Origin of the sequence: Pedobacter miscanthi (assembly GCF_032678605.1) — a bacterium.
Taxonomy (GTDB): domain Bacteria; phylum Bacteroidota; class Bacteroidia; order Sphingobacteriales; family Sphingobacteriaceae; genus Pedobacter; species Pedobacter miscanthi_A.
Genome location: NZ_JAVTSU010000038.1, coordinates 1 through 16,793 on the forward strand (window position 1 = coordinate 1; position 16,793 = coordinate 16,793).

Consider the following 16,793-nt stretch of genomic DNA (forward strand, 5'->3'; position numbering starts at 1 on the left):
ACTGGCCACCTGAAGCGCAAGCCCCACGTTACCGCTGTTTGCAATGGCATCTACAGCAAGCGACATGCTCCTTGGTGCCCCGGTAATACCCGTCCACTGGCTGCGGTAAAAGCTGTGCACGTTAAGCACTTCTTTATAACCTGCGTAAGCCGGATTGATATAAATCCCGTTAAACATGTACTGACTGTACTGGGCGTCTTGTTGTGCAGATGCCGGCCTCGAAAGCAACAAAAACGAACCTGCTATTAACAATATTAATTTCTTCATCATCTTAATATCTTAAAGCTCAGCCTGGTTTTAACAACCAGGCTGAGCTAAGCCTTTTATCTTATTTTTTAAACGCCCTAATCAATGTAATGTAACCTTTGTACACTTCTAACTCATCGCTGTTTGCTTTTTTAACACGTAGCAAGTAGTAGTAGGTACCTTCGTTCAGTCCCTCGCCTGTCCAGTTGTTTTGGTAACCTTTGGCGTGGAATACTTCATTACCCCATCTGTTAATAATCTGCAGTTCGTTAGACTGGTATTGGTTAAGACCAATAATTTCGAAGGTATCGTTAATACCATCGCCATTCGGCGTAAACAGGTTAGGGATGGTAATACCTGTGAAATTGGCGGTTAAATTCACCGAAGCTACATTGGTATAATATCCGTAAGCGTCTTTTACGCGGTAAGTAAATACATCATCACCCACATAACCCGGATCTGGCGTATAAGTTACTGTACCATCAGCATTTACTTTTACGGTACCATGTTTAGGCTGGCTTACAATTTCAACCGTTAATTTATCAAAGGTTGAGTTACCCGGATCATCATTCGCCAGCACATTAATTACAACTGGTTTATTGGCCACTGTACCACCAGCATCATCAACCGCACGCGGCGATTTAGGGAAAGTAGTAACCGTAGGTGTATCATTCGTTTCGGCTGTACCGGAAACATCTGATACGTTTGCGCCACCCAGTGTTTTGGCATTTACAGTCGCCGTATTAATTACTGTACCTAAATCCTTATCGGCCTGTGTTAGGGTGTATACTTCAACATCAGTAGTAGTGGCACCCGGGGCAAGTCCGCCGGCAACCGTAATCACCTTGTTGTTTAAGCCCAGTTTGGCGTCAGTTAAGGTAATGGTGTTTAAAGTAATGGTTCCTGTATTCTTAATGGTGAATGTATAGGTTACTTTATTGCCATTAAATACGGATGTTTTAACCAAGGCTATCGATCCTGCGTTAGGAATCAATGTTACCGTTGGTGTATCATTATTCTCGGCCGTACCAGAGATATCGCTTATTGATACGTTTGCAGGTGTTTGACCAGTGATTTTAGCCGTATTGGTTACACTGCCCGCATCTTTATCAGCCTGCGTTAACTGGTAAACATAACTATCGGTTACGCTTGCACCCGGAGCCAATGTTCCTGGTATCAACCTGTTCAATGCAAGTTTAGTATCAACCAAAGTAATGATGTGTAAGGTTACATTACCTGTGTTTTTAACTGTGAAGTTATAGGTAATGCTATTTCCATCAGCACTTAGCGTACCTGTTTTAACCAGGGTAATGGTAGATGCCGGAGCAATTACCGTTATGGTTGCATCACCAACAGCAGGTGTATTCGGATCATCTGATTGTTTGCTGATGGTACCACCGCCCGGCGTTTGCGCTGTAGCGGATGCCTGGTTGGTGAATGAGCCATTGTTCACCTCGGTTAAAGTAACGGTGTGTTTAGCCGTTACGGTTACACTAACACCTGGTAACAGGCTTGCTATACCTGCCGGAGTGATTGATCCTAAATCAGCACCTGCATCGGTTACGTTAACATTGGTTAAGGCTACATTACCTGTATTGGTTACCACGATGTTATAATTGATCACATCGCCCACTTTGCTTACGCTATTAGTAGCTACTTTGGTTAAGCTCATGGCTGGTACTGCTACCAATGTTACATTTACCGGAATGGTTACTGTTGTGGCACCGCCTTTACCATCGCTTACCGTTACGGTGAAGGTATCGTTACCTGCATAACCCGCAGTTGGCGTATAAGTATAAGTACCATCAGGATTAACTACTACAGTACCATGTGCAGGAGGTGTAGTTACCGCGAAGGTAAGTGCATCGCCATCTGCATCGCTTGCTGTAATGGTTCCGTTAACCGGTGTATTCTGCGGCGTAGTAATTGCCGGAGCAGTAGCTACCGGAGCATCGTTCACCGGATTAATGCTTACCGAAATGGTTACGGTTGTAATACCGCCTTTACCATCACTTACGGTTACCGTAAAGGTATCGTTGCCGTTATAGTTTAGTGCAGGGGTATACGTATAAGTACCATCGGGATTTACAGTTACCGTTCCATGTGCCGGTGGCGTAGTTACCGCGAAGGTAAGTGCATCGCCATCTGCATCGGTTGCCGTAATTTTTCCATTAACCGGCGTATCCTCGTTAGTGGTAATGGCCGGAGCACTTGCAAATGGCGCCACATTGGTTGGATTAACGGTTACGTCAATACTTACTATAGTTGTTCCGCCTTTACCATCGCTCACCGTTACCGTGAATACATCTGTACCACTGTAATTGTTGGCCGGGGTATAAGTATAGGTTCCATCAGGATTAACTACCACTGTACCATGTGCCGGTGGCGTAGTTACCGCGAAGGTAAGTGCATCGCCATCTGCATCGGTTGCGGTAATGGTTCCGTTAACCGGTGTGTTTTTATTGGTACTAATGGCCGGAGCACTTGCAACCGGGGCAACATTGGTTGGATTAATAGTGACGTTAATGGTTACCGTTGTGGTACCGCCATTACCATCGCTCACCGTTACCGTGAATACATCTTTACCACTGTAATTGTTGGCCGGGGTATAAGTATATGTTCCGTCAGGATTAACTACCACTGTACCATGTGCCGGTGGCGTAGTTACCGCGAAGGTAAGTGCATCGCCATCTGCATCGGTTGCGGTAATGGTTCCGTTAACCGGTGTGTTTTTATTGGTAATAATGGCCGGAGCACTTGCAACCGGGGCAACATTGGTTGGATTAATAGTGACGTTAATGGTTACCGTTGTGCTACCGCCATTACCATCGCTTACCGTTACCGTGAACACATCTGTACCACTGTAATTGTTGGCCGGGGTATAAGTATATGTTCCGTCAGGATTCACTACCACTGTACCATGTGCCGGTGGTGTAGTTACCGCGAAAGTAAGTGCATCGCCATCTGCATCAGTTGCGGTAATGGTTCCGTTAACCGGTGTGTTTTTATTGGTAGTGATGACTGGTGCCGTTGCAACAGGCGCATCATTTACCGGATTAATGGTTACCGAAATGGTTACAGGAACCGTACCACCTTTACCATCACTTACCGTTACCGTGAAAGTGTCAGTACCGTTGTAGTTCGGTGCAGGGGTATAAGTATAAGTACCATCAGGATTTACTACCACTGTTCCATGTGCCGGTGGCGTAGTTACCGTGTAAGCAAGCGGGTTGCCATCAGGATCGCTCGCAGTAATGGTTCCGCTAACCGGGGTATCCTCATTGGTGGTAATCGCTGGTGCAGTTGCAACAGGCGGACGGTTATCTGTGATGTTAACTGTAGCTGGTGTTGTGCCTGCCGTGATTAATGCATTGCTTGTTGCTGCATTCATCGTTATTATTACCGTTTCGTTTCCTTCGCTGATGTTGTCATCAAGTACCGGAACCGGAAGGGTTACCGAAGTTTGTCCGGCAGGGATGGTAATGGTTGTACCAATTGAGGTATAATCAGCACCGCTGGTTGCTGTTCCGCTTACGGTATAAGTAATCTGTGTATCTGTTGTAGATGGATTACTTAGGGTAAAGGTAAACTCACCAGAAGTTGATGGTTCGGCACCATCGGCTGTTGCAGTTACGGTTACTGTTGCCGTTGTACCATCGGTGATGTTGATGCTTGCCGGAACGTTACTTACGGTTACCGCAGGGTTGGCCGAACTGCTTAAAGTTGCAATAACGGTTTCTACACCTTCTACCACTCCATCGCTCAATACCGGAATGGTAATGGTAGCAGTGGTTTGACCGGCAGGAATTGTAATGGTTTTGGTTACAATCGTACTGTAGTCGCTACCCTCTGTAGCCGTACCACTTAAGGTATAAGTAATCTGTGTATCGGTAGCCGACGGTTTGCTCAGGGTTACGGTAAATGTTCCATTAACCGGACCATTTTCGTTACCGTTTGTACCCGCAGCAATGGTCGCTACTGTAGCATCGTTATCGATAATGGTGGTGGTTGCCGTGTTTGTGGCAATGGTTACCAGGTTACCAGATACGTTGCTGATTACACCATTAAATGTTTCGTTCGTTTCAACGATGTTGTCGTCGATAACCGGAACGGTAAACGTTAAGGTTGCACCCGCAGCAGAACCGGCCGGGAATGTTAAGGTTCCATTGGTTGCGGTATAATCTAAACCAGCAGTTGCAGTACCGTTGGTGGTAGTATAATCAACTGTAAATGCATTTTGAACCGCAGCACTTAAGGTAACGGTAAAAGTTGCCGTTCCTGCATCTTCGTTAACAGTCGGTGCAGTTGAGATGCTTACACTGGCTGCATTGTTATCGGCAATATTAATGGTTGCAGGAACGTTGCTCACCGTTACCGCTGGATTACCAGAGGCGGTTAAGGTAGCAATTACTGTTTCCGGGCCTTCTAAAACAGCATCGCTCAATACAGGGATAGTAATGGTAGCAGTGGTTTGACCAGCAGGAACTATAACTGTTTTAGTTACAATCGCACTATAATCAGTACCCTCTGTTGCCGTACCACCTAAAGTATAGGTAATCTGTGTATCGGTAGCCGATGGATTGCTTAGGGTTACGATGAATGTTCCGTTTGCAGGACCATTTTCGTTACCATCAACACCAGCAGTAATCGTAGCTACCGATGTATCGTTATCAATAATGGTAGTGGTTGCTGTACCGGTACCAATGGTTACCAGGTTTCCGGTTACACTACTGATCACGCCGCTAAAAGTATGGTTGCCTTCAATAATGTTATCGTCGATAACCGGAACAGTGAACGTTAAGGTTGTACCCGCTGCTGCACCTGCAGGGAATGTTAAGGTTCCACTTGTTGCGGTATAATCTAAGCCAGCTGTTGCGGTGCCATCGCTTGTGGTATAAGCAACCGTAAATGCATTCTGCACAGCAGCGCTTAAGGTGATGGTAAATGTAGCCGTCCCATCTCCTTCGTTAACCGTTGGAGCAGTAGAAATGCTTACTGTAGCCACATTGTTATCGGCAATGGCAATGGTTGCCGGAACGTTGCTGGTGGTAATCTGTGGATTGCTTGAAGATACAAGCGTAGCAATTACCGTTTCTGCTCCCTCTACTATGGCATCAGCCAATACCGGAATGGTGATGGTTGCCGTGGTTTGACCCGCCGGGATGGTAATGGTTTTGGTTACAACCGGACTATAATCACTGCCTTCTGTAGCTGTTCCACTTAAAGTATAAGCAATCTGTGTATCGGTAGCCGATGGATTGTTTAAGGTAACGGTAAATGTGCCGTTAACCGGACCGTTTTCGTTACCGTTTGTACCCGCAGTTATCGTAGCAATTGAAGAACCACTATCGGTTATATTTACCGTTGCAGGCGTAGTGCTTGCAATGATCGAACCATTATTGGTAGTGGCATTCATGGTTAAAATTACCGTTTCGGTTCCCTCTACAATGTTATCGTTTAATACCGGCACCGATACTGTTGCAGTGCTTTGTCCGGCAGGGATGGTTACCGTATTGCCAATTGGCGAGTAATCCGTTCCACTGGTTGCTGTTCCACTTACAGTATAGGTAATCTGTGTATCGGTTGTGGATATATGACTTAGGGTAAAGGTAAACTGACCAGGCGTTGAAGGCTCTGCTCCATCTGCCGTTGCAGCTACCGTTACAATTGCTTCAGTATTATCTGCAATGTTAATGGTTGCAGGCGTATTGCTTACGGTTACCAATGGATTACCAGAAGTTACCAGTTTAGCAATAATGGTTTCTGTACCTTCTACTATTGCATCGGTTAATACCGGAATAGTGATTGTTCCGGTGGTTTGACCAGCAGGAATGGTGATGGTTTTGGTTACAATGTTACTGTAATCGCTACCCTCGGTTGCTGTTCCTGCCAGGGTATAAGTTAACTGCGTATCGGTAGCAGCCGGATTGCTTAAGGTTACGGTAAATGTGCCGTTTACAGGTCCGTTCTCGCTACCATTTGTTCCTGCAGTGATTGTAGCTACCGACGAATCGTTATCGGTAATGGTTACCGTAGCGGTACCATTTGCAATGGTTACCAAATTACCAGATACGTTACTGATGATCCCGCTAAAGGTTTCATCTCCTTCAACAATGTTATCATCTATAATAGGAACAGTAAAGGTTAAACTTGCACCTGCTGCTGAACCTGCAGGGAAATTTAATTTTCCGCTGGTTGCCACATAATCCAATCCTGCTTTTGCCGTGCCATCGGCAGTAGTATAATCTACACTGAAAGCATCCTGTACCGCTCCGCTCAAGGTTACGGTAAAGGTTGCGGTGCCGGCTGCTTCGTTAACATTGGTTTGAATCACTGAGATACTTGCCGTTACCGAATTGTTATCGATAATATTAATGGTTGCAGGCGTATTGTTAACCGTTACCGCCGGGTTATTGGTTCCGGTTAAGGTAACAATAACGGTTTCATTCCCCTCTACAATATTATCGCTGATTACCGGGATAATAATGGTTCCGGTAGTTTGACCAGCCGGGATGGTAATAGTTTTGGTAATGGTAGTATAATCGCTGCTTTCGGTTGCTGTTCCACCAAGAGTAAAGGTAATCTGCGTATCAGTTGATGACGGATTACTTAAGGTTACGGTATAAGTTCCATTTACCGGACCGTTTTCGTTACCATTTGTACCTGCAGTAATGCTGGCTACCGAAGTATCATTATCCGTAATGCTTACCGTTGCAGGCGATGTACCAATGGTAACTACATTACCGGTAATACCGCTTAGTGCAGCACTAAAGGTTTCGGATGGTTCTACCAGGTTATCATCGTTAACTGGAACGGTGAAAGTTAAGCTTGTACCAGCTACAGCGTTTGCAGGGAATGTTAAGGTTCCGCTGGTTGCGGTATAATCAAGTCCTGCTGTAGCTGTACCATTGGCCGTTGCGTAATTTACGCTAAAGCTATTTTGTACATTGTTGCTTAAGGTAACCGTAAAGGTGGCCGTGCCGGCATTTTCGTTAATTACCGGTGTAGTTGCGATACTCACCGTTGCAACATCTGCATCCAGGATGTTGATGCTTGCAGGTGTGTTATTCACCGTAATTACCGGGTTGCCGGAAGCAGTTAAAGTAGCAATTACCGTTTCAATACCTTCTGCCACCCCGTCGGCCATTACCGGAATGATGATGGTTCCTGTAGTTGTACCAGCAGGGATGATGATGGTTTTGGTAACCGCACCATAATCGGCACTTTCTGTTGCTGTACCGGTTAAGGTAAAGGTTAAGGTAGTTGGTGTAGCTGATGGGTTGGTTAACGTAACGTTAAACACACCATTTACCAAACCATTTTCATTTGCGTTGGTACCTGCAGTGATGGTTGCCACAGCACTGTCGTTATCGGCAATGGTTACCGTTGCCGGACTTGCGCCAATGGCCACATCAGCACCTTGTACATTGGTTAAACCCACCGTAAATGATTCTGAATTTTCGATCAGGTTATCATCAATGATCGGGATGACCACATTAAGTACGGTACCTGCCGGCGAATTTGCAGGGAAGGTTAAGGTTCCGCTGGTTGCAGTATAATCTAGCCCTGCAAGGGCTGTTCCGTTTGCTGTTGCATAATCAACAGTAAAACTGTTCTGAACTGCCACGTTTAAGGTAACCGATAAAGTAACTGTACCCACAGCTTCGCTTACGCTTGCCGCATTAATCGAGATACTTACGTTGGCGGTATTGGCATCAAGAATATTGATGCTTGCCGGGTTCGTATTTACACTTACCGCAGGATTATTTGAGGTACCTAAAGTTGCAATTACCGTTTCTATACTTTCTGCTACCGCATCGGCAATAACGGGGATGGTAATCGTCCCGGTGGTTTGGCCGGCAGGGATGGTAATTACTTTAGTTACTATTGTGGTGTAATCGCTGCCTTCTGTTGCGGTACCGCCTAAAGTATAATTTAGCTGTGTATCGGTAGCCGACGGGTTACTTAAGGTTACAATATAGGTTCCGTTAACCGGACCAGCTTCGTTACCGTTTGTACCCGGTGTTATGCTTGCTACAGCTGTATCGTTATCAGTAATGGTAACAGTTGCCGTACCAGTTGCAATGCTTACCAACAGGCTGCTTACATTACTTAAAGTAGCACTAAAGGTTTCAGATGGCTCAACAATGTTATCGTCGTTAATCGGAACAGTGAAGGTTAAGGTTGCACCTGCAGGAGAGTTTGCAGGGAACGTTAATGTTCCGGTTGCATTGGTATAATCTAAGCCCGCAGTCGCCGTTCCATCTATTGTTTTATAATCAACACTAAATGCATTTTGTACTGCTGCGCTTAAAGTTACTGTAAAGGTTGCCGTACCTGCGTTTTCATTAATTACCGGTGTGGTAGAAATGCTTACCGTAGCCGTACTGTTATCCAGGATATTGATGCTTGCAGGCGTATTGTTTACATTAATTAAAGGATTGTTTGTACTGCCTAAAGTAATTAAAACCGTTTCTGTTCCTTCTACTACCGCATCTGCCAATACCGGAATGGTAATGGTTCCGGTGGTTTGACCAGCCGGGATGGTAATGGTTTTCACAATCGGACTGTAATCACTTCCTTCGGTTGCAGTTCCGCCAACAGTATAAGTAATCTGTGTATCGGTTGATGACGGATTACTTAAGGTTACCGTGAAGGTTCCGTTAACCGGACCATTTTCGTTACCGCTTATACCTGGCGCAATGGTTGCAATTGCGGTATCATTATCGCTAATATTAACCGTTGCAGGTGTGGTATTTGCTGTAATTGAAGGATTGCTTGTTGCAGCAGCCATGGTTAATACTACCATTTCTGTTCCTTCAACAAGATTATCGTTTAATACCGCCACGCTCACTGTTGCAGTAGTTTGCCCGGCCGGGATGGTTACCGTAGTACCGATCGAAGTATAATCCAATCCGCTGGTGGCTGTTCCATTTACCGAATAGGTAATCTGCGTATCAGTTGTAGATACATTACTTAGGGTAAAGGTAAACTGACCAGGTGTAGATGGCTCTGCTCCATTTGCCGTTGCGGTTACTGTTACCGTTGCAGTGGTATTATCAATAATATTAATAAAAGCAGGTGTATTGCTTACGCTTACCAATGGATTATTAGTAGTACCCAAAGTTACCACAACGGTTTCTGTTCCTTCTACCAAATTATCGGTTAATACCGGGATGGTGATGGTAGCAGTGGTTTGTCCTGCCGGAATGGTTACTGTTTTAGTAACAATGGTCGGGTAATCACTTCCTTCGGTTGCGGTTCCGCCTACGGTATAAGTAATGATAGTTGGTTGCGAAGAAGGATTACTTAAGGTTACCACAAAGGTTCCGTTTACTGGTCCGTTTTCATTACCCTCTGTACCGGCGGCAATGGTCGCTACCGAAGTATCGTTATCGGTAATGTTAACCGTGGCTGGTGTTGTATTTGCCGTAATTGAAGAGTTACTCGTTGCAGGAGTCATGGTTAAGATCACCATTTCTGTTCCTTCAGCAATATTATCATCAATTACCGGTACACTAACCGTAACAGTAGTTTGTCCGGCCGGGATGGTTACCGTTGTACCGATCGAAGTATAATCTACCCCGCTTGTTGCTGTGCCGCTTACGGTGTAGCTAACCTGTGTATCGGTTGTAGATACGTTGCTCAACGTAAAGGTAAACAAGCCCGGTGTTGCAGGCTCTGCCCCGTTTGTGGTAGCCGCTACAGTTATTGTTGCAGTGGTATTATCATCAATATTGATGGTAGCAGGTGTATTGCTTACACTTACCAATGGATTGCCCGAACTGGTTAAAGTAGCCATTACCGTTTCAGTACCCTCAACTAAATTATCGGCTAATACCGGAATGATAATCGTTCCGGTGGTTTGACCGGCCGGGATGGTAATGGTTTTGGTTACGATGGTTGAGTAATCGCTTCCTTCTGTTGCCGAACCACCTAATGTATAGGTAATGGTAGTTGGCTGTGATGATGGATTGCTCAACGTTACGGTAAATGTTCCGTTTGCAGGTCCGTTTTCATTACCCGGTGTACCAGCCGTAATGGTCGCTACCGAAGTATCGTTATCGGTAATATTAACGGTTGCCGGCGTGGTACCAGCAGTAATTGAAGAATTGCTTGTTGCAGCAGTCATGGTTAAAATAACCGTTTCTATCCCTTCAGCAATATTATCATCCAATACCGGTACACTTACCGTTGCCGTAGTTTGTCCGGCAGGGATGGTTACCGTTGTACCGATTGAAGTATAATCCAATCCGCTGGTTGCTGAACCTGTTACCGTATAAGTAATCTGGGTATCAGTTGTAGATACATTGCTTAGCGTAAAGGTGAATAAACCTGGTGTAGTTGGCTCTGCCCCATCGGCTGTTGCGGCCACGGTTACGGTTGCCGTCGTATTATCAAGAATATTGATACTTGCAGGTGTATTGCTTACCGTTACCAATGGATTACCAGAAGCTGTTAAAGTAGCCATTACCGTTTCATTACCTTCAACCAGGTTATCGGTTAATACCGGGATGGTGATGGTTCCGGTGGTTTGACCAGCCGGAATGGTAATGGTTTTAGTAACAATGCTTGAATAATCACTACCCTCAGTAGCTGTACCACCCAAAGTATAGGTGATCTGCGTATCAGTTGATGATGGTTTGCTTAAGGTTACGGTAAATGTTCCATTAACCGGACCGTTTTCGTTTCCAGGTGTACCCGCTGCAATAGTCGCTACAGATGCATCATTATCAACAATGGTTGCCGTTGCCGTTGCATTGCTGATGAGCACTACCCCACCGGTAATACCGCTCAAGGTTGCAGTAAAAGTTTCAGATGGCTCGGCCAGGTTATCATCAATAATCGGAACGGTGAAAGTTAATGTAGCTCCCGCTGCAGCATTTGCAGGGAAGTTTAATATTCCATTGGTTGCGGTATAATCTAATCCTGCCGTTGCAGTTCCGTTTGCTGTTGCATAATTAACGCTAAATGCATCTTGAACAGCATTATTCAGCGTTACCGTAAAGGTAGCCGTTCCAGCACCTTCATCAACTGTTGGCGTAGTCGAAATGCTTACACTTGCGGTATTGGCATCAAGGATATTGATGGTTGCAGGTGTTGTATTCGTCGTTATCGCTGGGTTGTTAGAAGTACCCAATGTAGCAATAACGGTTTCAGGACTTTCGGTAATGGCATCGGTTAATACCGGAATGGTAATCGTTCCGGTGGTTTCACCAGCAGGAATGGTGATCGTTTTGGTTACGATGGTTGAGTAATCACTTCCTTCGGTAGCCGTACCACCTAAAGTATAGGTTAGCTGCGTATCGGTAGCCGATGGATTACTTAAGGTTACAATAAATGTTCCATTTACCGGACCTGTTTCGTTTCCGTTTAGTCCAGGAGCAATGCTGGCAACCGAAGTATCGTTATCAATAATGGTTACAGTAGCCGTAGCAGTGCCAATGGTTACCAAATTATTATTGACGTTGCTAATGGTTGCATTGAAAGTTTCGCTTGCCTCAACCAGGTTATCGTTATTGATTGGAACGGTAAAGGTTAATATTGCACCAGCTGCAGATCCTGCAGGGAAAGTTAGGGTTCCGTTTGTTGCCGTATAATCTAATCCGGCTGTTGCTGTTCCGTTAGCTGTTGCATAATCAACCGTAAATGCATTTTGAACTGCTGCACTTAAAGTTACGGTGAAGGTTGCTGTTCCAGCTGCCTCGTTAACGCTGGTTGGTGTTGCAGAAATGCTCACCGTTGCCGTGTTGTTATCAAGAATATCGATGCTTGCCGGTGTATTGCTTACGGTTACCAGTGGATTGCCCGAGGTAGCCAATGTAGCAATTACCTTCTCGGTACCTTCTACTACCGCATCGCTTAATACCGGAATGGTAATCGTTCCGGTGGTTTGACCAGCCGGGATGGTAATGGTTTTGGTAACAATGGTCGAGTAATCGCTTCCTTCAGTTGCCGTTCCACCCAAAGTATAAGTAATGGTGGTAGGTTGTGAAGATGGATTGCTTAAGGTTACGGTAAATGTTCCGTTAACCGGACCATTTTCGTTTCCTGGCGTACCAGCCGTAATGGTGGCAACTGATGTATCGTTATCGGTAATATTAATGCTTGCAGGTGTTGTACTTGCCGTAACCGATGGATTGCTTGTTGCGGCAGTCATGGTTAAGATTACGTTTTCGGTACCCTCTGCTATATTATCATCCAATACCGGTACACTTACGGTTATAGTGGTTTGTCCTGCAGGGATGGTTACCGTTGTACCAATCGAAGTATAATCCGCACCGCTGGTGGCACTACCGCTTAAAGTATAAGTAACCTGCGTATCAGTTGTAGATACATTGCTTAAGGTGAAGGTAAATTTACCCGGTGTATTAGGTTCAGCACCATCGGCAGTACCGGCTACAGTTACGGTAGCAGTGGTATTGTCGGTAATGTTGATCGTTGCAGGTGTATTGCTTACGGTTACAGCAGGGTTGTTGGCGCTGCTTAAAGTAGCCATAACCGTTTCGGTACCCTCTACAATATTATCGGTTAATACCGGAATAGTGATGGTGCCGGTAGTTTGACCCGCCGGGATGGTAATGATTTTGGTAACGATGGTCGAATAATCACTTCCTTCTGTTGCCGTTCCACCCAAAGTATAGGTAATCTGTGTATCAGTTGATGATGGATTACTTAAGGTTATGGTAAAGGTTCCATTAACCGGGCCATTTTCATTTCCTGGGGTTCCCGGGGTAATGGTAGCAACCGAGGTATCATTATCGGTAATGGTTACCGTAGCGGTATTGGTTGCAATACCTACCAAAGTACCGCTTACATTACTAATGGTTGCGTTAAAAGTTTCATTTGGTTCAACTACATTATCATTAATAATCGGAACGGTAAAGGTTAAAGTTGCACCAGCGGCAGAACCAGCCGGGAAATTTAATGTTCCGCTTGTAGCGGTATAATCGCTGCCAGCAGTAGCTGTTCCGTTTGATGTGGTATAATTAACACTAAAGCCTGCCTGTACCGCATTACTTAAGGTTACCGTAAACGTTGCATTACCCGCTGCTTCGTTTACACTTGTTGGTGTAGCAGAAATGCTCACCGTTGCAGGGTCGTTATCAATAATGGTTCCGATACCTTCTGCCTGTGTAATGGTAAGCGGAGCCGTTGCATTGCTTAAGGTTACTTTAAAACTTTCAGGCCCTTCGGTAACGTTATCATCCGTAACCGGGATCAGAATGGTTTGCGTTGCTCCCGAAACAGATCCGGCAGGGAAAGTAACTACACCTGTTTTAGCGGTATAGTCTGATCCTGCAATCGCTGTATTATCAGAAGTTGCATAATTGACAGATAGTGCATCCTGTATGTTTCCTGTTAAGGTTACGGTGAAGCTCATATTGCCAGCGCTTTCTAAAGCAGAAACACTGTTAATGGCCACACTTGCAGCATCATCGTCGGTAATGGTTGCTGTTCCCGTTGCACCTCCCGCAGGGATGGTTACTACCGATCCGGTACTTACGCTGTTTAATTTAACGGTAAATGTCTCGGTTAATTCGGCAATGTTATCATTTATAACCGGAATGCTGAAGGTTTGTGTTGCACCGCTAAGCGATCCTGCCGGGAAAGTTACGCTGCCTGTTGTTGCCGTATAATCAGAACCAGCTAATGCCGTTCCGTTTGTTGTGCTATAATTTACGGTAAATGCATCCTGAACGTTACCGGTTAAGGTTACGGTAAAGGTTGCATTACCTGCATTTTCTACAACCGAAATACTGTTAACCGCTACGGTTGCATTATCGTTATCGGCAATGTTTACGGTTGCAGGTGTGGTGTTTGCCGTAATTGCCGGATTATTGGTGGCAGCAGCCATGGTCAAAATCACCGTTTCCATTGGCTCGGCAAAAGTATCATCCTGCACCAGAACCGGTACAGTTGCAGTAGTTTGTCCGGCCGGGATGGTTACCGTTGTACCGATTGAAGTATAATCTGTTCCGCCGGTTGCGGTTCCGCTTACGGTATAAGTAATCTGCGTATCGGTTGTAGATACATTACTTAATGTGAAAGTGAACAAGCCCTGCGTATTGGGCTCTGCTCCATCGGTGGTAGCCAATACCGTTACTGTAGCGGTGGTATTATCGGTAATGTTAATGCTTGCTGTTTTATTGGCAGGTATTGGGGTTACCGTTACCAAAAGGCTATTGGTAGAAACCAGTGTTGCCACTACAGTTTCTGTTCCTTCAACAATATTATCGGTTAATACCGGAATGGTAATGGTTCCGGTAGTTTGACCAGCCGGGATGGTGATGGTTTTGGTAACGATGGTAGAATAATCGCTTCCTTCGGTTGCGGTTCCACCTAAAGTATAAGTAATCTGTGTATCAGTTGATGATGGATTACTTAAAGTAACAGTAAATGTTCCGTTAACCGGACCGTTTTCGCTACCAGGTGTTCCGGCGGCGATTGATACTGTTGCGGCATCGTTATCTAAAATAGTTGCTGTCGCTGTAGCATTGCTGATCACGACTACATTACCGGTAATGCCACTTAAGGTAGCAGTAAAGGTTTCGTTCGGTTCAGCAATATTATCGTTTATAATCGGAACGGTAAAGGTTAAGATGGTACCGGCAGGAGAATTGGCAGGGAAGTTTAATGTTCCGCTGGTCGTGGTATAATCCGATCCTGCAATAGCAGTACCATTAGCTGTTGCATAATTTACGCTGAATGCATTTTGAATGGCATTGCTTAAGGTTACGGTAAAAGTTGCCGTACCATTAGCCTCGCTAACTGTAGGCGTGGTAGAAATACTTACACTCGAGGTATTGGCATCAATAATATTGATGCTCGCCGGTGTAGTATTTACGGTTACCGCATTGCCCGAAGTAGCTAAAGTAGCAATTACCGTTTCAGTATTCTCTGCAATCGCATCCTGCAATACATTAATGGTGATGGTTCCGGTAGTTTCTCCGGCTGGGATGGTAATGGTTTTAGTTACAATAGTGGTATAATCGCTTCCTTCGGTTGCGCTTCCGCCTAATGTATAAGTAAGCTGCGTATCTGTTGAAGCCGGTTTGCTCAATGTTACAACAAAAGTTCCCTGAACAGGACCTGTTTCGTTACCGTTAACACCTGGGGCAATACTGGCTACAGAAGCATCGTTATCGATAATGGTTACTGCAGCACTATTTGTTGCAATGGTTACTAATCCTCCGGTTATGCCGGTTAATGTTCCGTTGAAGGTTTCACTCGGCTCAACCGTATTGTCATCAATAATCGGAACGGTAAATGTTAAGGTAGCACCGGCCGGAGAATTTGCAGGGAAGTTTAAGGTTCCGCTTGTGGCGGTATAATCAGCACCTGCGATAGCTGTTCCGTTGCTTGTAGTATAATTAACACTGAATGCATTTTGAACAGCAGTGCTTAAGGTTACCGTAAATTTTGCTGTTCCATCTCCTTCGTTAACGCTGGCTGGCGTAGCAGAAATGCTAACCGTAGCCGTGTTGTTATCGAGGATGTTGATGGTTGCCGTTTTATCAGCAGGTGCTGTGGTAATGGTTACCAGCGGACTATTGCTTGAAACCAGGTTCGCAATAACCGTTTCGGTTCCTTCTACTATGGCATCTGCCAATACCGGAATGGTAATGGTGCCGGTAGTTTGACCAGCAGCAATGGTAATGGTTTTGGTAGTAATGGTAGAATAATCACTGCCTTCAGTAGCACTTCCGGCTAAGCTGTAGGTAATCTGTGTATCAGTTGATGATGGATTACTTAAAGTAACCGTGAATGTTCCGTTTACAGGACCGTTCTCGTTTCCTGGTGTTCCGGAAGTGATGGTGGCGATAGAAGTATCGTTATCGGTAATAGTTGCAGTTGCATTACCGGTTCCGATAGTCACCAAGCCAAATCCACCGGTTACATTGCTCAATGTTGCAGAGAAAGTCTCCGTTGGCTCTACTACATTATCGTTAATAATCGGAACGGTAAAAGTTAAGATTGAACCTGCTGCAGAACCTGCAGGGAAAGTTAAGGTTCCGTTTTTAGCGGTATAATCTGATCCGGCTTTCGCAGTACCATCCACAGTAGTGTAATCAACCGTAAATGCATTTTGTACTGCTGCACTTAAAGTAACAGTAAATGTTGCATTACCGGCAGCTTCATCATAACTGCTCGGTGTAGCAGAGATGCTAACTGTTGCCACATCATCATCGGCAATATTTACCGTAGCAGTTGCAGGGGTTACCGTAATGCTCGGGTTGTTGGTCGCAGCGGTGAAAGTTAACAATACTGTTTCGTTACCTTCTACGATCTGGTCGTTGGTTACGGTAACCGGAACGGTAACGGTAGTCTGACCAGCCAAAATAGTAGCGGTAGTAGGAATGGTTGTATAATCTGTGCCATTGGTAGCAGTACCACCAACAGTATAAGTGATAACCGTATTGGTAGCACTCGCTTTGCTCATGGTAAACACGAACGAACCATTGGTATTCGGTTCAGCGCCATCTGTTGTAGCAACAGTGATCGTTGCCACATCATCATCGGCAATATTAACCGTAGCAGTTGCA

Annotated in this window: 2 protein-coding genes; both read right to left on the minus strand. The window is 45.1% G+C overall.

Features of this window, described 5'->3' with window-relative positions; all coding sequences use genetic code 11:
* Positions 1-270, minus strand: a 270-nt coding sequence (locus R2R28_RS28515) for a type IX secretion system membrane protein PorP/SprF (protein ID WP_316829063.1), incomplete at its 3' end; no start/stop codon positions are given.
* Between the two features lie 58 nt (positions 271-328).
* Positions 329-16,759 carry a Calx-beta domain-containing protein gene (locus R2R28_RS28520; RefSeq protein WP_410479207.1) on the minus strand — a complete coding sequence of 5,477 codons (16,431 nt, stop codon included), beginning with the start codon at positions 16,757-16,759 and terminating at the stop codon, positions 329-331.
* Positions 16,760-16,793: the final 34 nt, after the last annotated feature.